Origin of the sequence: Enterobacter sp. BIDMC 27 (genome assembly GCF_000534415.1) — a bacterium.
Taxonomy (GTDB): Bacteria; Pseudomonadota; Gammaproteobacteria; order Enterobacterales; family Enterobacteriaceae; genus Enterobacter; species Enterobacter hormaechei_C.
The window spans coordinates 3,651,388-3,675,023 of the sequence record NZ_KI973178.1 but is presented as its reverse complement, the minus strand read 5'-3'; the positions used below and the strand labels follow the sequence as shown (position 1 = coordinate 3,675,023).

Sequence of the window (23,636 nt, the reverse complement as noted above, 5' to 3'; positions counted from 1 at the left end):
GGGTTTCTTTTTTACATACGTTCTACGGTTTCGATACCCAGGGTATCCAGACCGAGCTTCAGTGTCTTCGCCGTCAGCTGCGCCAGCTTCAGGCGGCTGTGACGCACCGCTTCGCTCTCAGCAGAGAGGATAGGGCAGTGTTCGTAGAAGCCAGAGAACAGACCGGCCAGATCGTACAGGTATGCACACATAACGTGCGGCGTACCGTCACGCGCGACCACGGAGAGCGTCTCTTCGAACTGAAGCAGGCGGGCAGCCAGCTGTGCTTCACGATCTTCGGTAAGGGTCACCGTGGCATTCGCCAGCACGCTTTCGTCGATATTGGCTTTACGGAAGACGGAGAGTACGCGGGTATAAGCGTACTGCATATATGGCGCCGTGTTGCCTTCAAACGCCAGCATGTTGTCCCAGTCGAAGATATAGTCGGTGGTACGGTTCTTGGAGAGATCCGCGTATTTCACCGCGCCGATCCCAACCGCGTTAGCCAGTTTCTCCAGCTCGTCAGCAGGCATATCCGGGTTCTTCTCGGCCACCAGGCGACGCGCGCGTTCCAGCGCTTCATCCAGCAGATCGGAAAGCTTCACGGTGCCGCCCGCACGGGTTTTGAACGGCTTACCGTCTTTACCCAGCATCATGCCGAACATGTGATGTTCCAGCGGCACGGAATCCGGCACATAACCCGCTTTACGCACGATAGTCCACGCCTGCATCAGGTGCTGGTGCTGACGGGAGTCGATGTAATACAGCACGCGGTCCGCATGCAGGGTTTCGTAACGGTATTTCGCACAGGCGATGTCGGTGGTGGTGTAGAGATAGCCGCCATCCTTTTTCTGGACGATCACACCCATCGGTTCGCCTTCCTTGTTTTTATACTCATCAAGGAACACCACCGTTGCGCCTTCGCTTTCCACCGCCAGATTTTTAGCTTTCAGGTCCGCCACAATGCCTGGCAGCATCGGGTTATACAGGCTTTCACCCATCACGTCGTCACGGGTCAGGGTCACGTTCAGACGGTTATAGGTGAGCTGATTCTGGGACATGGTAATGTCCACCAGCTTGCGCCACATCTCGAGGAAGTACGGGTCGCCGCCTTGAAGTTTTACCACGTAGCTGCGCGCGCGCTCGGCGAAGGCTTCATCTTCGTCATAGTGCTTTTTGGCTTCACGGTAGAAACCTTCCAGGTCTGCCAGCGCCATTTCGCCTGCGTTTTCCTGCTGCTGCTTTTCCAGATACGCGATCAGCATGCCGAACTGCGTGCCCCAGTCGCCTACGTGGTTAGCGCGGATCACCTTGTGACCAAGGAACTCCAGGGTACGCACCGCCGCGTCACCGATGATGGTGGAGCGCAGGTGACCGACGTGCATCTCTTTCGCCACGTTTGGCGCGGAGTAGTCAACCACCACGGTCTGCGCTTCTGGCTGAGCCACGCCCAGACGGTCAGACTTCAGCGCCGCGTCAACGTGGCTTGCGAGGAATGCAGGCTCAAGGAAAATGTTGATAAAGCCTGGACCGGCGATTTCGGTTTTGCTGGCGATGCCGGTGAGATCCAGATGCGTCAGTACCTGCTCAGCGAGCTGTCGCGGCGGCATGCCCAGTTTTTTAGCCACTGCCATCACGCCATTAGCCTGATAGTCGCCAAACTGTACTTTCGCTGACTGACGAACCTGTGGTTCGCAATCCGCAGGCGCACCTGCGGCAATCAGTGCCTGACTGACTTTTTCTGAGAGAAGAGCCTGAATATTCACCTGGATACCTTACGTTTTTGATGCGGGTAAAAAACACCCACGCCAGTTTAAGAATTTAGGGCGGGAGTATACTGCAAATGCCTTCGGGCGTCAGCCCTGCGGGGGGCGAAGATCGCTCAGAATCCAGGCGAAGACGGTATGCATAATCATGCAGTCGAAAAAACCGTGATTCTGCGGTTGGTCGACAGAGGGCAACAGAGTAAATTAGCGGCTTTGCGACACGAAACGAGACTGACCTATGGCGAACTGGCATACCATTGACGAACTGCATGATATTTCCGCAGATTTACCGCGCTTCACTCAGGCGTTCACAGAACTTGCCACCCGTCTCGGGCTGGATATCGCGCCGCTTGAGGCCGATCACATCTCTTTGCGCTGCCACCAGAATGCCACCGCCGAACGCTGGCGGCGTGGCTTTGAGCAGTGCGGAGAACTGCTGTCGGAGAATATCATTAACGGTCGCCCGATCTGCCTGTTCAAACTTCACGCGCCGGTAACGGTGGCGCACTGGCAATTCACCGTTGTGGAACTGCCCTGGCCAGGAGAGAAGCGTTATCCGCACGAAGGCTGGGAGCATATCGAAATTGTTCTGCCTGGGGAGCCCGAGACGCTGAACGCCCGTGCGCTGGCGCTGCTTTCCGACGAGGGGTTAAGCCAGCCGGGTATTTTCGTCAAAACCAGCTCGCCAAAAGGGGAGCGCGAACGCTTACCGAACCCTACGCTTGCCGTAACGGACGGCAACGTGACGGTGAAATTCCATCCCTGGACTATCGAGCAGATCGTCGCCAGCGAAGCGTAAGCATTGTGAGCGTCGATCCAGACATCAATCGGGCAACGTGCCACGATGGTACGTTGAGTGAAATTTAAGGAGGATGACATGGCGCTGCTGGAAATTTGTTGTTACAGCGTGGAGTGTGGCGTCACTGCGCAACGGCACGGGGCCGATCGCATCGAGCTTTGCGCGGCACCGAAAGAAGGGGGATTAACCTCGTCCTTTGGCGTGCTGAAATCAGCCCGCCAGGCCATCACCATTCCGGTGCACCCGATTATTCGCCCGCGCGGCGGTGATTTTTGTTATACGGCGGGTGAGTTCAGTGCCATGCTTGAGGATATCGCCCTCGTCCGTGATTCCGGTTTTCCGGGGCTTGTGATCGGTGTGCTGGACGAAGACGGCAACATCGATCTTCCGCGTATGCGTCAGGTCATGCGCGCCGCCCGGGGGATGGCGGTCACTTTTCATCGTGCGTTCGATATGTGTAAGGATCCGATACAAGCCTTTGATACGCTGGCAGAACTGGGCGTGGCGCGCGTTCTGACGTCGGGCCAGCAGTCCTCGGCTGAAAAAGGACTGAAATTAATTACGGAACTAAAAGCACATTCCGGTGTTCCAATAATCATGGCGGGCGCAGGAGTACGCGCCAGCAATCTGGAACTGTTTTTAAACGCAGGGGTGGAAGAGCTGCACAGCTCGGCGGGTAAATGGATACCTTCACCCATGCGTTATCGCAATACAGGGTTGTCAATGTCGACGGATGCTGAAGCGGATGAGTACTCGCGCTACGGTGTGGATGGAGAGTCGGTTGCGGTAATGAAATCGTTGATTGAACGTCATCACGTGTAGCAACGTACCGATTTTTACCGCGCATCATGTCGCCCAATATGATGCTTGCTTGTACCAGGCCCCTGCAACTTCAACAGGGGCCTTTTTTTCTCCTTCATATTTCAAGCCGCAGCCGCGTTGGCCGCCTCGCTCACCCCGGTCACTTACTGATGTAAGCTCCCGGGGATTCGCTGCGTTGCCGCCTTGCTGCAACTTGAACTATTTTGGAGAAAACGTGCGACGCGTAGGCCGGGTAAGGCGCAGCCGCCACCCGGCTAAAGGCTACGGCTTGGTCGCAATCAATACCGCACGCATCGGGGCCGGATAGCCTTCGACGGTTTTACTGTGATCGTCCGGGTCGAGGAATTGCTCCAGCGATTCGGTGATCATCCAGTCGGTGCGGCGCTGTTCCTCAACCGACGTCACGCACACATCGGCGATGCGTACATCGACAAACCCACATTTCTCCAGCCAGTTCTTCAGCGCCAGCGCGGAAGGGATGAAGTAAACGTTGCGCATCTGCGCATAGCGATCGCCCGGCACCAGAACGGCATGTTCATCGCCTTCGATGACCAGCGTTTCCAGCACCAGTTCGCCGCCGCTGACCAGCTGATCTTTCAACTGCCAGAGATGCTCCAGCGGGGAACGACGGTGGTACAGCACGCCCATCGAGAAAACGGTATCAAACGCTTTCAGGGCAGGGAGTTGCTCGATACCCAGCGGCAGCAGGTGCGCACGCTGGTCGTTACCCAGCAGCTTACGCACCGCTTCAAACTGGCACAGGAACAGCTGCATCGGATCGATACCGACGGCCAGATGCGCGCCTGCGCCGATCATGCGCCACATGTGATAGCCGCTACCGCAGCCCACGTCCAGAATGGTGCGCCCGGTCAGGTCGGATAAATGCGGCAGAACGCGATCCCACTTCCAGTCAGAGCGCCACTCGGTGTTGATATTTACACCGTACAGCGAGAACGGCCCTTTGCGCCACGGCATCAGGTTACGCATCAGCGTTTCGATGCGGTTGATCTGCCCGGCCGGGAGCGGCTCTTCGCTCTCCGCCGTCACGCTGTGCAGCAAATCCAGACGATGAGGCGTCAGTTCAGGCAGAAACTCCACGGCGTTGGACCACTGCTTCAACAGACCATGCTGCTGATCGCGCTGCCAGGCGGCAATTTGCGCAGGCAGGGTTTCCAGCCAGTGGGAAAGGTGGTTTTTGGCAATCAGCTGATAGAAATTACCGAACTCGATCATGCTGCGTCTCCGGCTTTAAGCGCCACCAGAGAACCAAAGTTAAAGCACTGGAACCACAGTTCGCTGTGTTCAAATCCGGCTTTGCGCAGGCGCGCTTTGTGGGTTTCTACAGAATCCGTCAGCATGACGTTTTCAAGCATGCTGCGCTTCTGGCTGATCTCCAGCTCGCTGTAGCCATTTGCACGCTTGAAATCATGGTGCATGTTGAACAGCAGTTCGCCCACGCTGGCGTCTTCAAAGCTGAATTTCTCAGACAACACCAGCGCGCCGCCCGGGTTCAGGCCCTGATAAATCTTATCCAGCAACCGCTGACGATCGTCCGGTACCAGGAACTGAAGGGTAAAGTTCAGTACCACCATCGAGGCGTTCTGGATGTCGATATCGCGGATATCGCCTTCTACCACCTCCACAGGCGTAGGGGCTTTATACGCATCAATGTGGCGACGGCAGCGTTCAACCATAGCCGGTGAGTTATCGACAGCCACAATCTTGCAGCCTTCGTGATGAACGTTACGACGAATAGACAGCGTTGCCGCTCCCAGCGAACAACCCAGGTCATAGACCTGCGTGCCGGGTTGAACAAAACGCTCCGCCAGCATGCCGATCATGGAGATAATATTGGAATAACCGGGAACAGAGCGCTGGATCATATCCGGGAAGACTTCGGCTACCCGTTCATCAAAGGTCCAGTCGCCCAGGCTGGCGATAGGCGCGGAAAAAAGCGTGTCGCGATCTGACATAACGTAAAAATCCGGGAAAAATAAAGGGGCATATTGTGCGCTAATGGAAGGAGAAAACCAACTCCCACGGCATATACCAAAGGTTAGCCAGCACCATCAGCAAAAGCGAGCACCAGGTCGCGCTCATGCCGGAACGACGCCAGCGGATCAGGCGGTGGTGAAAACCATAATAATGCATCAAACGCCCTGCAATCAGCAGCAGCCCACAGACGTGCACCATCCAGGTTTCAGCGCCATCCATCTCCATTAACAGCAGTAAAATTAACGCGACGGGAATGTACTCGACCGCGTTGCCGTGGATGCGGATTGCGCTTTGTAGCTCAGAAAAGCCCCCGTCACCGTACGAGACGCGGTACTGCATTCTCAGGCGCACAACATCAAATGAAAACTTAATCAGCAGTAATGCACCTAACACCGCATACAGCGCGCTGACCATACTAACTCCCTGTTTTTGGCAGATGGCACGTCTCTATGATAGGGGGTGATTTCAGAAAAGAGAAGATTGTTGTGGGATGGACGGCGCGGGGCCAACCGACGGAACCGCCTGCTGCAAGGCCTGCCAGAGAGCATCGACCAGTTCAGGCGCCTGTGCGATATCCGGCGTATGTAAAAAAAGGTACGGCGTGGTGGTGTGCTCCCATTTCGCCAGCGTTTGCAGCCAGACGGCGAACATCTCCTCATTTTGCTGCATGTTATCGCTGCCGATAAACCGGACCATCGGGTTCTGTGCCGTTACGATCGCGTGGACGGGCACTTTCGGTTTTTTGCGCTGGGCATCAACAACGGCTTCGCTGTGCGGGATTGCGCTATGTACGGGGCGGCTGTCGAGGATCACGCGGTTGACCGATCGTTCATGCAGGCCGCGATTGAGCGCTTTCTCCGCGTCGCCCTTGGCAAAGAATTCCGGATGCCTTACTTCTACGCCGTAGGTGAAGCCATGCGGCAGGGCGTCGAGAAACTGCCAGAGGGCAGGCAGGTCGCGCGGGCCAAACGTGGCGGGAAGCTGGAGCCAGTACTGGCCAATACGGTTGGCCAGAGGCGACATCCGGGTGAAAAACTCGTGGGTTAAATCATCGCAGTTGCGCAGCGCGGCGTTGTGGGAGATGGTCGCCGGGAATTTAAAGCAAAAGCGGAAGTCGTCGCTGGTTTGCTCGCGCCAGCGTTCGACGATCTCCGCGCGGGGCAGAGCGTACAGCGTGGTATTGCCCTCCACGCAGTTAACATGTCGGGCGTTATTAACTAACTTACTGATTTCAATAATGCTCTGGTGCCGCTAGGTATGCTTTGGGGCATCTGTGGGGCAAAATCCGCGAGCCTCTGATTCAGCATTGCGATCTGCTCACTACTGCTGTCTGCCATCCACGCACCGTATACGTTGAAGACCATCTGGGCGCTCGCATGGCCCATCTGACTGGCAATGAAGCTGGGGTTAGCGCCAGCTGACAGTGACCAGCATGCATACGTGTGACGCGACTGATATGCTTTCCTGTGCCTTATCCCTGCTCGCTTCATCGCTGCGTCCCATAAATCACCTATCGAGTCGACTTTGTAGATGATCCCCACCTGCTGACATCTTCTGACCAGTTGAGGGTTGAAAACAAATGTACACTCGTGGCTCTCAGTTCTGCCGTATTCGCGCAGCTGAACATCGATTTGATGCTTTTTTCCAAACCTGGTCATTTCCGCCTGATTCCTCAGGACGCTGATCGCAGGCTGAATGAGGTGTATCACTCTGTTGGTACTGGCCTCAGTTTTCGGTAGAGTGAATTCACCCAGTTTTGTATAATTGCGCCTGATTGTTATTGTTCCAGCTTCAAGATCGATATCCTCCCAGGCCAGGGAGGTCAGCTCCCCATGACGGACCCCTGTGTATACTGCTAGTGACCACAGGTTTTTCGTCTGCTGATGCCGGCATGCATCAATCAGGCGAATAAATTCGTCACGAGTTAGCGGATCGGGCTCTGCCCTGGCTTTTTTGAGAGGCTTGATCCCGTCGAATGGGTTCGCCTCTAAGTAACCGTGATCTGCGGCAAACTGAAACATTCCGGCAATAGTTGTCATGTAATAATTTACGGTGACAACACTTCTTCCCTTTGCCGGGACCTTCCCCTTCATTGGCATCTGGTGACCGGTCAGTAAATCTTTCCTGATATACAGTAATTCCTCTTTCGTCACCGCCGACACCAGCCGATTACCCCCGATCCTTGGCACCATATTCCTTGTGACCGACTCATAACGGTTGAGTGCGTTCGCGCAGATTTCCATTCTCTTCAGATCCAGCCACTTTTCGGCAAGCTCTGACACTGTAATTTCTTTCTTCCCCACCCCAAAAGTCTTGAGGTTAGGGGAGTCCGGAAACTGTGCCGCGTACTCAAATGTGCCTGTTCTGATGGCAAAACATACCGATGTCCGCAGTTCCCCGGCGATCTTCCTGTTCTTAGCGGTGTCAGGGACACCGAGGCTCTCCCTGACACGCTTACCTTTGAAATTAAACCAGATGCGCAATGTGCCACCGTGGTTTTCGACGCCTGTTGGATATGTAACTCTATCCATTGATTCCTCCAGACGCCCAAGAGCGATATGAGATTACCTTTTTCATGGCCTCAGATCACCCAGGCTGTTTGTTTTTCATTGAGGCCACCCACGCATCGACCGCTTTACGGTTGTACATGCACTCGCTGGAAGGTTTCGGATTTCCGTCCGGTGAAACGTGCACATATTCCCGCCCAACCATCCAGCATTCTTTTCTGGCCCGGAGGATGGTTCCGGGCTTGAGCCCGGTAACCGCAATCAGAACCTTTTCGCTAACCCAGTCATTCGGTACCAGAAGAACAACGTCGCTCATAATCACCTCACACTACATCCAGGCCACAGCAGTGGCACCACACTTCAAACATCCGCTTAACCACTTCCCGGCAATAAAGCCCCTGAATATCCCGTGTCAGGTCGTAGCGGTTTCCGTATCGCTTACGAACCCATATTTCAAAAGCTGTATTCATCGTGCCGCCTCCCTGATTGCAGTTCTGTAAGCGCGTAATGCATCACGGCTTTTACCAGAAATAACCGTTTTCAGGATGAAAGTTCCGTGCCGTGAACTCACTACGGCTGGCACCAGAAACAGAGTGTTTTCAACTACCCTGTTATGCTTCCGGTACTCGAATACGGTGCTGGAGATAACGATATTTGCTACAGCGCCATAGTCTTGGTATTGGATTTTCATTCAGCGTACCCCGGCAGGCTTTGTTGCTTTGAGTTCGTCACGTTCTTTGACGTAGCGCTCGTGCATCGCGTCCCATTTTGCACACCATTTCTCCATTTCTCGCTTGCGCGCCAGGATACGACGCAGACGGCGAACACAACGCTGGTGGGCGGCCAGATACTCCGCTTTTGTTTCCCCATCTCGCCATACCTCCATATCATCGCGATCAATACGCACCCTCGGGTGACGCTGCGGAAAACCAGAACGCTCAAAAGCCTCGGTGGTCATGAAGAAAGCCAGATAGCGGATCGCCGTATCTCGCGTGAAGCATTTTTTGATACGTCTGTGGCGTACCGCCACGTACAGTGGGCCAACTGGCGTACCATGTTTCTGTAATGCCAGGTCAATCATGCTTACGGTGCGTTTATCGTTCATTTCCGGTCCTTAACTTCGTTGTATCGTTCGTGACTCATAACTTCCCAGTTCTGTCCTCCATCACGTGAAAGCAGCCTCCACCGAAGGTTCACTTTAAGGCTGAGGTAACCAGTCCGACGCATTCGCCGCGGTGAAATCCGCTGCTGCCGGAATTGCAGGAGAATCTTCACTGCCTGAAAGTGAACCCACTCAGGAATTCGTATCGCTGTCAGTGCCACCAGCTACCTCCTCAAATCTCAGCTCCATTTCGCGCGCCATTTCGATAAACGTGGCCAGTGAGCAAATGTGCTCGTCGTCGAGCAGCCGGCGGTCGCATATCACCCTCCCGTTCTCGATGTGCAGAACTACCCGCCCGGTAAAATCAGGGAGGACATTCAGATCCACGTTCAACACGGGGCGGGGAATCTGCATGCCCTGAAAGAGCATTGTTTGCTGGTTATTCATGGCTGGCCTCCGGGGTAACTGGTTTCTGCTTTTTGACGAACTCAACCAGCTCAGAAATGAGCTCGTCGATTAATTCCTTTCCGCTATCTGTGAGGAATTCACCGCTGCCATTAACATCAACAGAGCTGCTGTAAATTCCCTTAATAGCTTTTACGCCTTCGACATTCCCATACTCACTAATCGCAAGCCTTTCGAATTTTCGCAATAATCCATCGAGAAGAATCTCTGTTAACTCGACCGTATTAATACCGCCTTTATTGAGCTTAATAACAAGGCAGTTACTGCCTGTTTTACGTTGGTGGCGTAATAACGCTGCCTTTAAAATTCGGCGTCGGTAGGTTTCAATTACGTTGTTTTTCACGACGTTCAAACTCCGAATCCATCCACATTGAAACCTGAGCCGACAAGTCAAGGCAGAGGCCAGACAGAGAAATTATTTGCTCGATATCCATATCAATAATATTGGAGTTAATTAATTCCATTAATTGATACAGGTTATCTGCTGTGTTTTTTGCGGTTTCTAGAGAGCTGTCTTTACTGAGCATATTCAGACCCCGTAAGCTTTGCGCATGAAAAGGTTAGAGATATGGCGGTATTCCTCACCATAGGTCGCGAAGAAAAGCCGTGCTGTTAAATACGCAGATTTATCTTTGATGAATGTCATTTTTAACCTAATCCTGTTTTCAGGTTGCAGGAAGCCACACCAGTGAAGGTGTTATTTGTTTTATTGTTTAGCGTTACTTATTGAATTCGATCTTGTCCGCTTTAGAGCTAATAATGCTCTGCATTTCATCCAGTTTTTGGGAGACGAGACTTAAAACCCCAATTGAGTTTGATTCTGTTGGTATATCATCCATTGAATTATAAACGGCAAGCTTACAATCGCCGATATCACAAGCCCAAGAGTTAAGTTGATTAGCTAGCGCTGTTAGCGACTCTAATTTTTGTCCCCGTTGACATTCAGCTCCAGCATGGATGCTAAGTTGCTCCACATACTCGTAAGCAGTTTGGCTGGTCTTTAGCATAGAACGAATCAGGCAGGCAATTGTGTTATCGGCTTCCGGTGAAAATTCATTTATGCGGTAAATAACCTCCAGTAACGAAGCATTCTCAGTGATTTCCGCAGCAATATCATTTAGCATTTCGATTGGATTTTTCATTATCGTTTATCCCATTCATTTTTATGGGCCTCGTTTGCATAGTTGCAGACAAACGCGAGAAGAATGTCGCTAATTTCTCTATACTCGTCATCATCAACCGCCGATAACAAACTAGCTGCTTCAACAATCAAGGACATATTCTTGAAGGCATCACAAGGATGGATGGACAACCCCTTAAATGTTTTTATCTTCTGAGACATTTTCTATCACCTCTGAGTTGATTTGATAGAATGATGATAGAGCCTGCTATTGGCCTTTGCAATAGGTATTGCTATTTAAATTGCTATTGATTTTTATGTCATTGATATCAAAAATAAAAAAAATATATTGCTGATGTGTTTGTAACAGCACGGTAGAAATAATTGTCCTTTAGACAGTGATCTACCAATACATGAGATATCGGGAGTTGGAGCATCGAAGCTTGAGAATAAAATGGACTGTGAAAGGGCGAGATACTCGCAGAGAGAAAGAGGGTAGGAGTTCCGATCAGGTAGTCGCCCGCCTGGTTGACTGGTGGTTACTATTGTGGGGGCACATAGAAAACCCGGCGCACTGGCCGGGTTAAGAATCTACTCAGCTTGTTATGCGTAAGTTTTTATTTTCATTTGCATTATTCACCCATGCTTCCTGTAGGTCTGCGGCATGCTGCCGATCACCTTTCCGAAGATGAAAATTTTGTTCATCTCTTCCTTCTCGATTGGGTCCCATGGTAGATAGGTATGGTTGTCAGAGATAACTAAGAGTTTGTCTTTCATCTTTTGTAAGCGCTTAACATGCGATGTGTCATCGTAGATGAACGCGTATATACCGTCGCCGTCGAAATGCTGAACGCTGATATCGACGAAGAGTAAGTCCCCTGGCTCTATGGTGCCAGACATGCTATCACCTCGAACGTTGATGATGCGTATCTGCTCCTGTTTCCGGCCATTAAACATTTGACGGGCATCTTCAACTGAGTATTCCACGGAGCGCAGCACCTCCACGAATTCGCTGTTAATTATGCCCGGGCCAGCACTTACGGTAAGGTCGAGTACGTCAACTCTGAAGATGGCTGGATCTTTTTTGTTATTCATCGGTGGGGGTGGTTGTTGGTCGTCACCCCTCATTGGTCCAGTACCGTTTGATAGCCACTCCGAACGAACACCCAGGGCATTAGCTATTTCAACGATTTTAGTTGTGCCTCTAGCATTTCCAGATGTTATTCGCCATATGGTTGGTTGTGCCATATTCGCCGCTTTGGCTAACTGACCCTGGCTCATGCCCATCTCATGCATTGCGTAGTTAAGTCTGTCAGCTAGCGTCTTAAGTGTTCTCTCTTGCATATTTATAGCCTCCGCTATCACATTCTAGTCAAGCATGATAAACAAGTCTATTGCTCATTCCAATAGCAAATGCTATCATAATTTCGATAGCAACTGAACGGGATTAGCAAAAAAATGAAATCAGCAATTGAAAGAGCTATTGATGCTGCTGGAGGAGTAAATGCTCTAGCTCGCGCTATAGGTGTAAAACAACCCTCTGTCTCTCGCTGGAGAAAGGTTGGTGTTGTTGGGGTGGAACATGTGCCTGATGTTGCGGCCTTTACTGGGATTCCCGCCCATGAACTGAGACCTGACAAACCAAAATTATTCCCGCACCCGGGCAATGAGGTGTGATATGTCGCACTCGATCACTACCGAAAACCAAGTTAAGCCATTGGATATCGATTATCGCGATCCGCGCGGTGTGATTGTGCATGTCACCGGCTGGAATCGGGATAAACAGCAGGTGTACTTCACCAGGCAGAATTATCCGCATGAATGCATGCAGCCTGTCTGGAAGTTTCAAAATTATTTCAGGAGGGTTGTGGAGTGAGCAATTTCTTACAGCTCGTTGATCGTCCAATAGCCTTTCAACGGTCCTTCGTTCGCCTTGGCGTGGGTATTACAGGTGCATTGCTATTGTCACAGATTGTCTATTGGCAGAACCGCATGGAAGGGAATTGGTTCTACAAAACCCAGACAGATCTCGAAGAAGAGACTGGATTAACGCGTTACGAACAAGAGGGAGCGCGTAAAAAGCTGGTTTCCTGTGGCGTACTGGAAGAAGCAAAACGTGGCATCCCAGCAAAATTATATTTCAGAGTAAACCAGGAGCGCTTGGAAGAACTTCTACTTGGCGAAAACCAGCATGCAGGTATGGGGAAAACCAACAAACAAGGATGCGGAATTTCCGCAAACAGTGATGCGGAAAACCAGCATGCAGGTATGGGGAAAACCAACGAGCAGTCATGTGGAAATTCCGCATCCATTCATACAGTAGATTACCAGGAGACTACACAGAAGATTAATACAGAGAATAAATATCTTGGTGCATCGGCTGAAGCCGACACACCGAAAGTGAAATCTTCAACTGATTATTCTCCTGCATTTGAAGAAGCCTGGCAGGCATACCCAAAACGTAGCGGTGGAAATAACAAGCTAAGCGCATTCAAAGCCTGGAACGCACGTATTAAACAGGGCGTAAAACCAGAGACGATGCTGGAAGGGGTTAAGCGCTACGCAGCTTTCATGGCCTCTGAGGGAAAGATCGGTACTTCGTTCGTCAAGCAGGCGGCGACGTTCTTCGGGCCGGATAAACATTTCGATGAACCGTGGCTGGTAGAGACCCAGGAAAACAAAGTCCCTACCCGACAAGACCAGTCTCGCTACGAGTGGTACGCAAAGTCTGATGACGGCTCTGCCGAGGTGTTTATCAATCAGTCAGCGATCGATCGCATGAACCGTGGCGGGTATCGCCCATGAAAATACTCCTCAAGCGTGTGCTGGTGGCCGGATATAACCACGGCGTTCTGTGCGAGGGATTTGTGAGATGGTTTTTTGTTAAATTCGATTTACGGAGTTTGTGAGTTATGAGCCCAGCTGAACTATCAGAAAAACTATGGGATAACGCTGAACGCGTCGCTAAGTTTCTCCTTCCGAAAGGACATCTGGAGGGGAAGGAGTGGTGTGCTGGCAATACGAACGGTGACTCAGGCAAAAGCCTCAAGGTCAATATCGGCGGTAAAAAATCATGGGCTGACTTTGCCAGCGGTGACAGCGGTGACCTGCTGGATCTCTGGGTGTTGGTTCGTAACTGCCAGCTGCATGATGCAATGCGAGAGGCGAAAGAGTTTCTTGGCCTGAAAGATGACGACCACCACTTCGAAGCGAAGAAAAAACTGTTCTCTCGTCCGACGAAAAAGGGCGTTAAATCGGCCAGCAAATGCTATGACTACCTTGCTTCACGTGGAATTACCCGTGAAACAGCCGATCGCTTTAAGGTAACAGACGCGGTGGTCTGGTATCACGACGAAAGCCGCGAGGTACCAGCAGTGGCATTCCCGTACATCCGGAATGGTGAACTGCTACAGGTAAAACGTATTGGAACCGAAAGGCCAAACGGCAAAAAACTGATTATGGCTGAAGCTGATTGCGAACCATGTCTGTTTGGCTGGCAGGCTCTGGATAAAAACACCCGCCTGGTAGTTCTGTGCGAAGGTGAGATTGATTGCATGACCTTTACGCAGCTTGGCTATGATGCCCTGTCTGTTCCCTTTGGCGGTGGCAAAGGGGCCAAACAGCAGTGGATTGAATATGAATACCATAACCTCGATCGCTTCCAGGAAATTTGGCTGTGCCTGGACAACGACAATGTAGGCCGTGAAGCTGCAAAAGAAATCGCCAGACGTCTTGGGGAACATCGTTGCCGCATGGTTGAACTTCCCCACAAAGATATCAACGATTGCCTGATGAACGGCATGGACAGCGACTCCATTCTGGAATACATGGAGCGCGCCAAATTCTTCGATCCCGATGAGCTTTGCTCAGCAGGGGACTTGCTTCAGGAAACTATCGAGGCATTCGAACATCGGGATACCGGTCTGTTTACAAGCCCATGGGCTTCGCTGAACAACAACTTTAAGTTCCGTGCCGGTGAACTGACCCTCGTTAATGGCGTTAATGGGCATGGAAAAACAGAGCTCGTTGGACATATCGCGATTGATGCGATGAGTCAGGGCGTCAGGACGTGTATTGCTTCTCTGGAGCTTAAACCAGGCAAAATGCTTGCCCGACTCACGCGGCAAACCATCTGCACTTCCTCACCGAAACGTGAAGAAATCATTATGACCAACGAATGGTTTTCTGACCGCCTTTGGGTATTCAAACTTACCGGAACTGCCAAAGCAGACCGGCTTCTTGAGATTTTTGCCTATGCCCGGCGTCGCTATGGCATTGAGCTGTTCATCATAGATAACCTGGCTAAATGTGGCTTAGACGAAGAAGACTACACAGGTCAGAAGGACTTCATCGATACGCTGTGCGACTTCAAGAACGAGCATAACTGTCACGTCCTGCTGGTTACCCACGCCAGAAAAACAAACGACTCCGCTCCAACAGGAAAGATGGACGTAAAAGGCACTGGCGCCTTAACCGACATGCCCGACAACGTTATGGCCGTCTGGCGCAACATTCCCCGTGAGCTGGCGCAGAGAAAAGCGGATCGTATGGGTTATGAGAGCCTCGACAAAGACGAACAGGCCGCGATCAATCTCCCCGCTTCAATGATTCGTTTGTTGAAGCAACGAGAAGGGGAAGGGTGGATCGGTGACATCGGAGCTAATTTCGACTCTCGCTCTCACCAGTTCCTGGAAGGCGAGAAAAAACCATTTAACTACCTGGTCGGTAAGCCGCAAAGCGAGCTTGATCTCGAGTGGGAAGCCAGCAACGTAACGAGGGTTTGAGATATGGAACTTGAAGCATCACTAAAACACTTTAGCCCTCAGGGAATGCAGATCAGCGACGACGTGAAGGGAACTTCTCCGGACCGCCTTACAGGAACAGACGTAATGGCGGCGATTGGTACCACCAGCAGCCGTGCGCGCTTCGGCCTGGCGGCGTTCTTCGGTAAAGCGGGAATCAGCAAAACGGATGAACAGCTCGCAGTTCAGGCGCTGGCGCAGGTTGCTATCAAAAACGCTCCTAAAAATGTCCGCAAAGCCGCTGGCGACAAGCTCGGAGCATGCATGTTGACGCTGGCGCAGTTTGCCTTTGCTGATTACTCCCGTTCGGCGGCTACCAGCGTGACATGTCACAGTTGCAGCGGTACCGGTTTTATCTCCGGGAATGAGGATGTGGTTAAACATCCTGGTATCTTCGACGATGACGGTGCCGAAGTGGTGGCCCCGAAGATTAAAAATGAGCTGGTGAAAAGGGTTTGCGAAACCTGCGGAGGGAAAAAGGTAATCCTTGCGCGGTGCAGATGCGGCGGTAAAGGTGAAGTGCTGGATCGCAAAGCGACCAAAGAACGTGGCGCACCGGTTTTCAAAACGTGTGAACGTTGCTCTGGTAATGGCTTCTCTGCTATCTCCTCGGCGACGGTACACCGTGCCATTCTGAAGCGTCTCCCGGACCTCCATCAGTCCTCATGGTCACGCAACTGGAAACCCTTTTATGAAATGCTGGTGGACACCCTGCGCCAGTGGGAGCGTCACGCGGCAGTAGAATTTGAGAAGGCAACAACTTATTAATAGGATCGGAGCAAATGGCGACACTTTTTTGCACGTTAGTGTTGACTTTGCATAAAAATGTCCTGTATGCTTCTGATTATGGAGTATAGCGCCTGTAGATAATTAACCTCTAAAAGCCCGCCACGTTGCGGGTTTTTTTGTACCCGTATTTCCTGCGCACCGCCCGCGCATTCATCACGTCGAACCAATCCATTTGAAATGAGCCTTTGAGGAAGTCGGTTAGCGCTGGCGAGCCTCGACGGGCTGGTTTCCTGTGCGGCAAAGGTTCATTTCAAAGTAAGGCATACGCATATCATGAGCATCACCCAAGAACGGCTGAAAGAGGTTCTGAAGTACGACCCTTTGACTGGTTTATTTGTTTGGATCAAGCGAACAAACTCACGGTCTACGCCTGGCAAAATAGCCGGGAACGCAGATACGTACGGCTATATCCAGATAATGATCGATAAGAAATTAATTTTCGCTCATCGGTTGGCTTTTTTGTATATGGACGGTGCGCTGCCGCCGGCTGATAAGTGTGTCGATCATATCAATGGCAATCCCAAAGATAACCGATGGGACAACTTACGTATCGTTACCCAGTTTGTTAATCAACAGAACAGACACAAAGTTCGAAAAGGGGCGAAGTCCAAGCTGATTGGAGCAAACTGGTGCAAAGCTCGCGGCGTATGGCGTTCCGCTATTCGCATCAACGGGCAACGTAAAGAGCTCGGTAGTTTCCAAACTGCGGAGTTGGCTCACGAGGCTTACATGAAAGCTAAAGCTGAAATGTGTCGTTAACGCCTACACGACACCAAACCCGCCTCAGTGCGGGTTTTTTTATGTCCGAAATTCTTCGCGCCACGCTCGGCGCAATTCAACCACAGAGCCTTTCAGGGGTGAGCCATAGGGAACGGTCGGTGTGACTGTCTCTGTGGGCTGATCATTCCTGAGCGCTGGCTCACCCGCTAAAAGGAAAGTCACTATGTTCGGTATCTTTAAAAAGAAAGCACGTAAAGCTGTTGTCGAAGTTAAGAAAATGGAAAACCGCGACGCGGTTGAAGCTACGGTGTGGGGTGCTTACTCCATTGCGTATGCCGACGGCACATGCGACGCGAAAGAAATCGCCACTCTGGAAAAAACTATTTCAGCATTGCCTGCTTTCGCACCGTTCGCTGGTGAGATCGCACAGATGAGTAGCAATATCCGTGCTCGCTATGAAGCTTCGCCGCGCTCTGCTAATGCACAGGCGCTGCGCGAACTGGCTGACGTTGCCGGCACAAACGATGCTGTTGATGTTCTTTGCCTGTGCCTTGATGTCGCTGACAACGACGGCATCGGGGAAGAAGAAGAGAAGCAGCTCAAGAAAATTGCTCAGGCGCTGCAACTTCCACTGGATCAGTACCTGTGATCGGAAAACTGCGCTGGGTAGCCGCCGGGGTATTGATGTTCCTGGTGGTTGCCATCGACTTCACCAGCAAAATGATGTCCATTCTTGCTGATGGCGTGCTGGTAGCCGGGGTAATTGCTTTACTCTGGCCCCTGTTTAAATCCAGTAAATAACACTTTGCAAAAGGTCATTTCTGATGGCCTTTGACAGAGTGAATTTTTTCTTCGGTGCTATAGTAAACTGGCATTCGATAATGCTCTCGATACTGATAACACTTGGTGGGGATGGGGATACACCAACTTCGCAGAGACAACTGCATGACCCATGACCAGCAACCCAATGCTGGTCTTTTTTCCGCCATTAGCTCAACTGGAAAGAGCACGGAGCTTCTACCTCTGTGGTTCGGGGTTCGAATCCTCGATGGCGGACCAGTGTCCAATTCGTTAAGCGAGGAAGTTTCTCAACTCTGATTTATGCGCTATTTTTTTATTGTGGTGAATCCCCCTATGCGGAGGGGCGTTCCAGCAGTTACCTGAAAAGGAAACCTCTCAGACGCGGGAATGTTTGCTGGAGTAATTCTCACCGGGAGGCACCCGGCACCACGATAACAATAAAATCGAATTGATAATTCCTTGAGAGCCTGCTTTAAACAGCAGGTTTTTTTTGCTCGTTTCCCGAAGTTACGGCTACGCTAAAGAAGAAGGGGATATATCCGCTGGCAGATGGTTCTCCTGAACCATCAGTGAATCGGCCTCGATACCCGGACGTCACTACCTGTCTTTCGGATGATCTCCTTTCTACCTTCTTGTGATAATCATCACTTTAGCCTGCTCTCGCGAGCGGGCTTTTTTTATTCCCCTCAAATTTCCTGAGAGGGATCACAGCAATAAGAGGGGGCTTAATGTCCGATCCATTAACCGGCACCGGCGCTGTTCTCGGCGGCGGCCTGCTGGGTTCAGTCCTGTACGGCGTCTTTACTCATACAGATTTTGGTGTGGTGTTCGGGGCGTTTGGTGGTGCGGTGTTCTACGTCGCGACAGCCACAAACCTGTCCCGCGCCCGACTGGCAGCATATTTCCTGACGTCGTTTATCGTTGGGGTGCTTGGGGCGGGACTTATTGGCTCACTGCTAAATGCAGCTTCGCACTATGAAAAACCGCTGGATGCACTGGGTGCAGTGATTCTGTCTGCCCTGTGTATAAAAATCCTCACTTATCTTAACAACCAGGACCTGAACAACGTGTTCAAGTTTTTCTCGCGGCTACGTGGGGGAGGGGGAAATGGTAATTGACCCGTCAGCAGTCTTTAATGCGTTTATTTGTGCGGCCATCGTCATCGTGCTGATGTTTTACCAGCGACATGGCGCCCGGCATCGCCCCTTTATTTCTGTCCTGGCGTATATAACCGTGCTGGTTTACGCCGCGATCCCCTTGCAGTTCATCTTCGGCCTTTATCGTGATTCCAGCTGGCTGGTGGTGGTCGCAAACATTCTTATCTTCGCCGCCATCCTGAAGGTTCGTGGAAATATGGCGCGGCTGGTTGATCGTCTGAGGCACTAATGAACCAAACACAATTTCAGAGGGCGGCTGGTATCAGCGCCGGGTTAGCTGCGCGCTGGTTTCCACATATCGACGCCGCTATGAAGGAATACGGCATCACCGCACCGCTCGATCAGGCCATGTTTATTGCCCAGATGGGGCATGAAAGCACCAGATTTGCCCGACTAGTGGAGAACCTGAATTACGCGGTTGAAAACCTGGTACCGACGTTCGGTAGCCACCGCATCACGCAACAGCAGGCAGCAGCTCTTGGCAGAACAGCAACGCAACCGGCAAACCAGAAAGCGATCGCCAATCTGGTATACGGCGGTGAGTGGGGAAAAGAACACCTGGGCAATCAGGTTGCCGGTGATGGCTGGAAATATCGCGGTCGTGGGCTGAAACAGATTACCGGCCTGAGCAACTATCGCAGTTGTGGCCAGGCGTTGAAACTGGACCTTGTTACCCACCCGGAGCTGCTTGAACAGGATGAATACGCCGCGCGCTCAGCTGCATGGTTCTTTGCCTCCCGCGGTTGCCTGCTTCATTCCGGCGACGTGGAGCGCGTGACACTATTAATCAATGGCGGCCGTAACGGGCTGGATAAACGCCGCGCGCTGTTTAACCTGGCGAAATCAGTTCTGTTGTGAGGTGAATGTGGGGATCGAAACGATAATCGGGCTGGCCGCACTGGTTATTTCCGCTATTGCCGGCGCTTTTGGCCTGGGCCATATTCGCGGCACCAGCAAAGCGGAAGCGAAAGCCGACCAGCAGCGCACTGAAGATAACGCAGCGGCGAGCGTTGCGGTGGCAGAACGTAAAGCTGAAGTGACTAAAGAGGCCAGTAATGTCCAGCAGACTGTTAATCACATGCCTGATGACGATGTTGATCGCGAGCTGCGCGAAAACTTCACCCGCCCCGGTGGTGGTTGATACGGGCTGTCTTTGGACTCGGATTATCTATCTGACAAACCACGACATCGATGTTCTGGACCGCCAGACTAAGAAAGATATCCTGGCGCATAACAAAGCGTGGCAAAAGAACTGTCCGAAAACACAACAAGCGAGTTCTAAATTATATCATCCTCATTAATGGATATGACGAACATTCTCTGAGTAAAAGGATAGTAATCACAGCAGATGCATAGTTATGATCCACTGTGACGCTGCAAATTAAATTGATATGTTATCTAGTTCATCATAGGCTTCAATAATAAGAGACCTGATTTTGCTAAGGCACAATTCAATGAAAGGAATTACTTCATAATCATTTCCATGAAATCTTATTTTTTTCTCTTCGGTAATTACTATGTTTAATGGGATTCCATTGCCACTTCTTTGCAAATTTCCATTTTTAAAAGTGAAATCTTCTAGTTTCTTCCCATTAACGTAATTGTTTTGTAGAAGGATGTTTGCAGTACTTCCTGCTTTAATTAAACCAAAACCATCCACGCTGATACTGATATCTTTAACGGAATTATCTTCTCTTAAAGGAATTGGTTGTCTGTGTTTAACTTCATTTGTAAGGTTACACATCATTTCCAGCCATTTCTCACCAGTGTGGTAGTCCTGTATGGAAGTAAATACTTTGTATAGCGGAGATGAATTTGGCGGGTTTACTTTTAAAATTTTGATAAAAAAATTATCAACAAAGGTTTTTTTTACGTAAGGGAAGTATATATTTGGGCGTTTGTCCGCAGGACTAGTTTCATTATATTTATCGTAGGTGTCATTCGCGAGATACTCTAAGGAACTTCGCAAGTTTTCCAGGATGGCTTTGACTTTTACAGACTTGATGTTCTGTGTTTGTTTCATGATATCAAGATTTTCTTCAACTTCTTGCAATAGGTCCAACGAACCTTCTCTAGACATACTGGCTTTTCCTCTTATCGTTTTTCAACATGTTATATCTAACAATGTTTTTGTTACATACCCCATTGTTCAAAATGTGAGACTAGTAATGCAAGTTACTATTGATGGTGTCCCGTATGCACCCGCCTGCGCAATTGTATCGCGGATCGGCATTGCGATTACAACCCACAACCGGGCGGACGTTTTAAAGCGTGCTATTGAGCAGCACCAGAAGCATCTGCCAGCTGGTGCGCTGGTGGTGGTGGTCGATGATGGTTCAAAACCTGCGGCGGTAGTTCCCCACGGCGTGCAGCTGCTTCGCCATGAAACATCACTCGGCATTGTTGCTTCGAAGAACGCCAGTTTAACCGCGCTGATGGACGCCGGGTGTGAGCATATCTTTTTATGGGATGATGATGCTTATCCGATCGCCGATAACTGGCACCTGCCATACATCGAATCACCCGAACCGCACCTTGCTTACCAGTTTCTCGATCTGGCAGGGACGAATAAGCTGAAGGATATGGCGGTCCTGTACCGGGATGATAAGCACATCGCTTACACCGGGCAGCGTGGCGTGATGCTGTATTACCACCGCAGCGCTATCGAGAAGGTTGGTGGTTTCGATCCGGTATACGGTCGCGGCATGTACGAACACAGTGACCTCGCGCTACGTATCCATAACGCTGGCCTGACGACGTGGGCTTACGGTGATGTGGTCGGTTCAGAAAAGCTAATCCATTCTCTCGATGAGCATGAAGCCGTAGAGCGTTCGGTACCGCGCCCCGACCGACAGGCGCTGGTGGAACGTAACGTGAAGATCCACAACGAACGGCGTGATTCCGGGTTTACTGGTTACGTTGAATACCGTCAGCAGCGCGATGTAGTTATCACAACGCTGCTTACCAGTCAGCCTGACCCGCAGCGCGGCACAAAAATGGCGGCCTCGCCTGACATGCTGGCTAACTGGGCCTCATCACTTCGGAATTGTGGCCGCATAGCGCTGGTAGATGAATTACTGACGGCCCCGGCAGGTGTTGAGCTTTATCGCGTTCCTGACGTGAAGATGAATGTCTACTTTCGTCGCTGGTTGCACATCTGGCAGCACTTGCGAGATCACCCTGAATACCGGTTCGTCTGGTGTACCGATGGTACCGATGTCGAAATGCTTCGCGCGCCGTGGGAAGAAATGGAGGCAGGGAAGGTGTACGTCGGTTCTGAACCAAAGACCTACGTCGATTCCTGGGCAAAGCAGAATCATCCGGAGCGCGTCTATCATGAGTTCATTGAAGAGCACCGCAACGATGTGATGCTTAACGCTGGGCTGCTGGGTGGTACCCGCGCCGATGTAATGGCGTTTGCTCACGGCATCATCCGTCTTTACTACCGGATCGAGAGCTATCGTTTCTGGAAGAAAGAACAGGCTGGCGCCGCGGTGGGGGACATGCTGGCGTTCGGTATTGTCGCTCATTCATTCGCAGGAAAGGTGATTACCGGACCTCAGGTGCACACCGTTTTTAAAACTGATGGGATCGGAAAAGATAATGCCTGGTGGAAACATAAATAGAGAGGGTTGACTGTGAAAGTTGAAATAAAAAATGGCGGTGAGGTTATTTGGGCTAGAGATTCAAATTCGTTAGAGGGAATTGCTTCTCTGGGGCACTTAAAGGACGGCACACAGCAAAAAATAATTACCGCCCTTGAGGAGGCTCTTAGTCAGGCTAAGGGCGAATTGCTATGCTCTGATGACGCTGATTCCGTGGCGAACATTAGCACTTCCGCCGCCTAAATCCAGTACAACATTCCATTCCCCGCTATGCGGCGCAGTAATCCTAGCAGGGAGCATTTTATAAAAACCGCCATGGTACTCAAAGCGATTGCCACTTCTGTAATTATTGAAATTACTATCAGTGAGAATCATGATGTTGCATTGATGTGAGCAATCTACAACAACGGTATCACCTTGATTCAGATGCATTCTTTTGTGCAAAAAAGACATTTCATTTCCTTATCAGAGGTAATCAGCCATTCCTCCGTGCCAGAGTGCGTCAGTGTCCCACCACTGACGGGCTGAATGCTTACATTAACCCGGGTTAAAGCGAAGTTATACCCTGATATACAGACAGTAGCCGCCATTGTGCGGCTTTTTTATTGGAGATTCGCTGGTGGCTGAAGAAGTTAAGTTTGTTGTGGTTGGTCACCACACCCGGACGGGACAAGCACAACGTCTTGCTGCGCTGCTGGATGCTCATCTGCTGATTGATGACGGTAACCACGGCGCGAACTGGAATCATCGCCGCGTGCTTGAGTGGGCAGCAGAACAAACCTGCCGGGTAGTTGTTGTTGAAGATGACGCGCTGCCGGTACATGGATTCACCGAAAAGGTAACTGACTGGCTGGCTCGTTTTCCTGACGACATGCTGAGCTTTTATCTCGGTACCGGGCGGCCTCCACAGTATCAAATGCAGATTGCTGAGCGGCTAACCGTGGCTGATAAGACACGCGCTGATTACATCACGCTGTCGAGACTCATTCATGGCGTTTGCTATAGCGTCCCGCCTGAGCATGTGCATCGCGTGCTATCCCGTTGGGATAACAGCAAACCCGCCGATTACGCTGTGGGTGATGCATGGGGTGGCTCAGTGATCTATCCGTGTTATTCGCTGGTGGATCATGCGGATGGTGTGCCTGTTGAGCGTCACCCTGATTCAGCGCAACGAACAGAACGCCGTCGAGCGTGGCGAATCGCCTGA

General features: G+C 51.1%; 36 protein-coding genes and 1 tRNA gene. 18 read left to right on the top strand and 19 right to left on the bottom strand.

Annotation, left to right across the window (positions count from 1 at the left end; all coding sequences use genetic code 11):
* Nucleotides 1–11: 11 nt before the first annotated feature.
* Nucleotides 12–1,745, bottom strand: coding sequence for an arginine--tRNA ligase (gene argS, locus L463_RS05450; RefSeq protein ID WP_023294934.1), 1,734 nt, complete (start codon nt 1,743–1,745; stop codon nt 12–14).
* A 238-nt stretch (nt 1,746–1,983) separates the two neighbouring features.
* On the opposite strand from argS, the gene L463_RS05455 reads away from it, so the two are divergent.
* Both L463_RS05455 and cutC read left to right on the top strand, forming a co-directional pair.
* Nucleotides 1,984–2,544 carry a VOC family protein gene (locus L463_RS05455; protein ID WP_015570274.1) on the top strand — a complete coding sequence of 187 codons (561 nt, stop codon included), beginning with the start codon at nt 1,984–1,986 and terminating at the stop codon, nt 2,542–2,544.
* Between the two features lie 78 nt (nt 2,545–2,622).
* Nucleotides 2,623–3,366 carry a copper homeostasis protein CutC gene (cutC, locus tag L463_RS05460; RefSeq protein ID WP_032103968.1) on the top strand — a complete coding sequence of 248 codons (744 nt, stop codon included), beginning with the start codon at nt 2,623–2,625 and terminating at the stop codon, nt 3,364–3,366.
* A 261-nt stretch (nt 3,367–3,627) separates the two neighbouring features.
* Here the strand turns inward: cutC and cmoB are convergent, their stop codons facing one another.
* The 16 genes from cmoB to L463_RS05520 form a co-directional block, all read right to left on the bottom strand.
* Nucleotides 3,628–4,599: a tRNA 5-methoxyuridine(34)/uridine 5-oxyacetic acid(34) synthase CmoB gene (gene cmoB / locus L463_RS05465; RefSeq protein WP_032103969.1), complete on the bottom strand. Its 972-nt coding sequence runs from the start codon at nt 4,597–4,599 to the stop codon at nt 3,628–3,630.
* Nucleotides 4,596–5,339 (bottom strand): carboxy-S-adenosyl-L-methionine synthase CmoA, encoded by a 744-nt coding sequence (cmoA, locus tag L463_RS05470; RefSeq protein WP_003859735.1) that lies wholly within the window; start codon nt 5,337–5,339, stop codon nt 4,596–4,598. Before cmoA ends, cmoB begins: the two co-directional genes overlap by 4 nt.
* A 40-nt stretch (nt 5,340–5,379) precedes the next feature.
* Nucleotides 5,380–5,775 (bottom strand): MAPEG family protein, encoded by a 396-nt coding sequence (locus L463_RS05475; protein WP_003859737.1) that lies wholly within the window; start codon nt 5,773–5,775, stop codon nt 5,380–5,382.
* A gap of 51 nt (nt 5,776–5,826) precedes the next feature.
* A complete protein-coding gene (locus tag L463_RS05480) occupies nt 5,827–6,600 on the bottom strand; it encodes a DUF72 domain-containing protein (protein WP_048248605.1) in 774 nt (257 codons plus the stop codon).
* Nucleotides 6,579–7,892 carry a tyrosine-type recombinase/integrase gene (locus tag L463_RS05485; RefSeq protein WP_023294931.1) on the bottom strand — a complete coding sequence of 438 codons (1,314 nt, stop codon included), beginning with the start codon at nt 7,890–7,892 and terminating at the stop codon, nt 6,579–6,581. The genes L463_RS05480 and L463_RS05485 overlap by 22 nt, the downstream gene beginning before the upstream one ends.
* A 55-nt stretch (nt 7,893–7,947) precedes the next feature.
* The gene (locus L463_RS05490) at nt 7,948–8,184 is read right to left on the bottom strand and encodes an excisionase family protein (RefSeq protein ID WP_023294930.1); all 237 of its coding nucleotides are present in this window, start codon (nt 8,182–8,184) and stop codon (nt 7,948–7,950) included.
* A 7-nt stretch (nt 8,185–8,191) separates the two neighbouring features.
* The gene (locus L463_RS24345; protein ID WP_108454207.1) at nt 8,192–8,338 is read right to left on the bottom strand and encodes a hypothetical protein; all 147 of its coding nucleotides are present in this window, start codon (nt 8,336–8,338) and stop codon (nt 8,192–8,194) included.
* A complete protein-coding gene (locus L463_RS24640; RefSeq protein WP_032103970.1) occupies nt 8,335–8,559 on the bottom strand; it encodes a hypothetical protein in 225 nt (74 codons plus the stop codon). Before L463_RS24640 ends, L463_RS24345 begins: the two co-directional genes overlap by 4 nt.
* Nucleotides 8,560–8,973, bottom strand: a complete 414-nt coding sequence (locus L463_RS05495; RefSeq protein ID WP_023294928.1) for a hypothetical protein — start codon at nt 8,971–8,973, stop codon at nt 8,560–8,562. It lies immediately after the preceding gene.
* A complete protein-coding gene (locus tag L463_RS24635; RefSeq protein WP_032103971.1) occupies nt 8,970–9,191 on the bottom strand; it encodes a ParE family toxin-like protein in 222 nt (73 codons plus the stop codon). Before L463_RS24635 ends, L463_RS05495 begins: the two co-directional genes overlap by 4 nt.
* Nucleotides 9,163–9,417, bottom strand: coding sequence for a hypothetical protein (locus L463_RS05500; protein ID WP_032103972.1), 255 nt, complete (start codon nt 9,415–9,417; stop codon nt 9,163–9,165). The genes L463_RS24635 and L463_RS05500 overlap by 29 nt, the downstream gene beginning before the upstream one ends.
* A complete protein-coding gene (locus L463_RS05505; RefSeq protein WP_032673344.1) occupies nt 9,410–9,778 on the bottom strand; it encodes a hypothetical protein in 369 nt (122 codons plus the stop codon). Before L463_RS05505 ends, L463_RS05500 begins: the two co-directional genes overlap by 8 nt.
* Nucleotides 9,759–9,962 carry a hypothetical protein gene (locus L463_RS05510; protein ID WP_016240231.1) on the bottom strand — a complete coding sequence of 68 codons (204 nt, stop codon included), beginning with the start codon at nt 9,960–9,962 and terminating at the stop codon, nt 9,759–9,761. The genes L463_RS05505 and L463_RS05510 overlap by 20 nt, the downstream gene beginning before the upstream one ends.
* A 192-nt stretch (nt 9,963–10,154) precedes the next feature.
* Complete coding sequence (locus L463_RS24435; protein ID WP_017384396.1) at nt 10,155–10,577, bottom strand: hypothetical protein; 423 nt, start codon at nt 10,575–10,577, stop codon at nt 10,155–10,157.
* Nucleotides 10,577–10,777, bottom strand: coding sequence for a hypothetical protein (locus L463_RS05515; protein WP_017384395.1), 201 nt, complete (start codon nt 10,775–10,777; stop codon nt 10,577–10,579). Before L463_RS05515 ends, L463_RS24435 begins: the two co-directional genes overlap by 1 nt.
* Nucleotides 10,778–11,191: 414 nt before the next feature.
* The gene (locus tag L463_RS05520; RefSeq protein ID WP_017384394.1) at nt 11,192–11,899 is read right to left on the bottom strand and encodes an XRE family transcriptional regulator; all 708 of its coding nucleotides are present in this window, start codon (nt 11,897–11,899) and stop codon (nt 11,192–11,194) included.
* A gap of 114 nt (nt 11,900–12,013) precedes the next feature.
* Here L463_RS05520 and L463_RS23740 point away from each other — a divergent pair, with 114 nt between their 5' ends.
* The 14 genes from L463_RS23740 (at nt 12,014) to L463_RS24630 (ending at nt 20,125) form a co-directional block, all read left to right on the top strand.
* Nucleotides 12,014–12,232: a transcriptional regulator gene (locus L463_RS23740; protein WP_032645228.1), complete on the top strand. Its 219-nt coding sequence runs from the start codon at nt 12,014–12,016 to the stop codon at nt 12,230–12,232.
* Nucleotide 12,233: 1 nt separating this feature from the next.
* On the top strand, nt 12,234–12,431 hold the full coding sequence (locus tag L463_RS05525; RefSeq protein ID WP_000019788.1) for a DUF4222 domain-containing protein: 198 nt from the start codon (nt 12,234–12,236) through the stop codon (nt 12,429–12,431).
* Entirely contained in the window at nt 12,428–13,360 is a 933-nt protein-coding gene (locus L463_RS05530) for a hypothetical protein (protein ID WP_000064516.1), read from the top strand. Before L463_RS05525 ends, L463_RS05530 begins: the two co-directional genes overlap by 4 nt.
* Nucleotides 13,361–13,467: 107 nt before the next feature.
* Entirely contained in the window at nt 13,468–15,339 is a 1,872-nt protein-coding gene (locus tag L463_RS05535; protein ID WP_032673249.1) for a toprim domain-containing protein, read from the top strand.
* A 3-nt stretch (nt 15,340–15,342) separates the two neighbouring features.
* Complete coding sequence (locus L463_RS05540) at nt 15,343–16,125, top strand: antitermination protein Q (RefSeq protein ID WP_032673248.1); 783 nt, start codon at nt 15,343–15,345, stop codon at nt 16,123–16,125.
* 294 nt (nt 16,126–16,419) lie between these two features.
* Nucleotides 16,420–16,905 carry an HNH endonuclease gene (locus L463_RS05545; protein ID WP_015570940.1) on the top strand — a complete coding sequence of 162 codons (486 nt, stop codon included), beginning with the start codon at nt 16,420–16,422 and terminating at the stop codon, nt 16,903–16,905.
* Nucleotides 16,906–17,089: 184 nt separating this feature from the next.
* Entirely contained in the window at nt 17,090–17,515 is a 426-nt protein-coding gene (locus L463_RS05550) for a tellurite resistance TerB family protein (protein WP_015570939.1), read from the top strand.
* Complete coding sequence (locus tag L463_RS24340; protein WP_017384388.1) at nt 17,512–17,667, top strand: DUF3927 family protein; 156 nt, start codon at nt 17,512–17,514, stop codon at nt 17,665–17,667. The genes L463_RS05550 and L463_RS24340 overlap by 4 nt, the downstream gene beginning before the upstream one ends.
* A gap of 181 nt (nt 17,668–17,848) precedes the next feature.
* Nucleotides 17,849–17,925: transfer RNA gene (locus L463_RS05560), tRNA-Arg, on the top strand.
* Between the two features lie 470 nt (nt 17,926–18,395).
* The gene (locus tag L463_RS05565; protein WP_017384387.1) at nt 18,396–18,785 is read left to right on the top strand and encodes a phage holin family protein; all 390 of its coding nucleotides are present in this window, start codon (nt 18,396–18,398) and stop codon (nt 18,783–18,785) included.
* Nucleotides 18,775–19,053: a phage holin family protein gene (locus L463_RS05570; RefSeq protein WP_017384386.1), complete on the top strand. Its 279-nt coding sequence runs from the start codon at nt 18,775–18,777 to the stop codon at nt 19,051–19,053. The genes L463_RS05565 and L463_RS05570 overlap by 11 nt, the downstream gene beginning before the upstream one ends.
* Nucleotides 19,053–19,682 (top strand): glycoside hydrolase family 19 protein, encoded by a 630-nt coding sequence (locus tag L463_RS05575; RefSeq protein ID WP_032673247.1) that lies wholly within the window; start codon nt 19,053–19,055, stop codon nt 19,680–19,682. Before L463_RS05570 ends, L463_RS05575 begins: the two co-directional genes overlap by 1 nt.
* Before the next feature lie 7 nt (nt 19,683–19,689).
* On the top strand, nt 19,690–19,965 hold the full coding sequence (locus tag L463_RS05580) for a hypothetical protein (RefSeq protein WP_017384384.1): 276 nt from the start codon (nt 19,690–19,692) through the stop codon (nt 19,963–19,965).
* On the top strand, nt 19,916–20,125 hold the full coding sequence (locus L463_RS24630; RefSeq protein WP_032666994.1) for a hypothetical protein: 210 nt from the start codon (nt 19,916–19,918) through the stop codon (nt 20,123–20,125). Before L463_RS05580 ends, L463_RS24630 begins: the two co-directional genes overlap by 50 nt.
* An 80-nt stretch (nt 20,126–20,205) precedes the next feature.
* Here L463_RS24630 and L463_RS05585 read toward each other — a convergent pair whose 3' ends face one another.
* Nucleotides 20,206–20,904 (bottom strand): hypothetical protein, encoded by a 699-nt coding sequence (locus tag L463_RS05585; RefSeq protein WP_032104384.1) that lies wholly within the window; start codon nt 20,902–20,904, stop codon nt 20,206–20,208.
* 88 nt (nt 20,905–20,992) lie between these two features.
* Between L463_RS05585 and L463_RS05590 the strand changes: the two genes are divergently transcribed.
* A complete protein-coding gene (locus L463_RS05590) occupies nt 20,993–22,450 on the top strand; it encodes a glycosyltransferase family 2 protein (RefSeq protein WP_032104386.1) in 1,458 nt (485 codons plus the stop codon).
* 168 nt (nt 22,451–22,618) lie between these two features.
* On the opposite strand, the gene L463_RS23730 is transcribed toward L463_RS05590, so the two are convergent.
* Nucleotides 22,619–22,882 (bottom strand): DUF1883 domain-containing protein, encoded by a 264-nt coding sequence (locus tag L463_RS23730; RefSeq protein WP_071524150.1) that lies wholly within the window; start codon nt 22,880–22,882, stop codon nt 22,619–22,621.
* Nucleotides 22,883–23,045: 163 nt separating this feature from the next.
* Here L463_RS23730 and L463_RS05600 point away from each other — a divergent pair, with 163 nt between their 5' ends.
* Nucleotides 23,046–23,636 (top strand): hypothetical protein, encoded by a 591-nt coding sequence (locus L463_RS05600; protein ID WP_032104415.1) that lies wholly within the window; start codon nt 23,046–23,048, stop codon nt 23,634–23,636.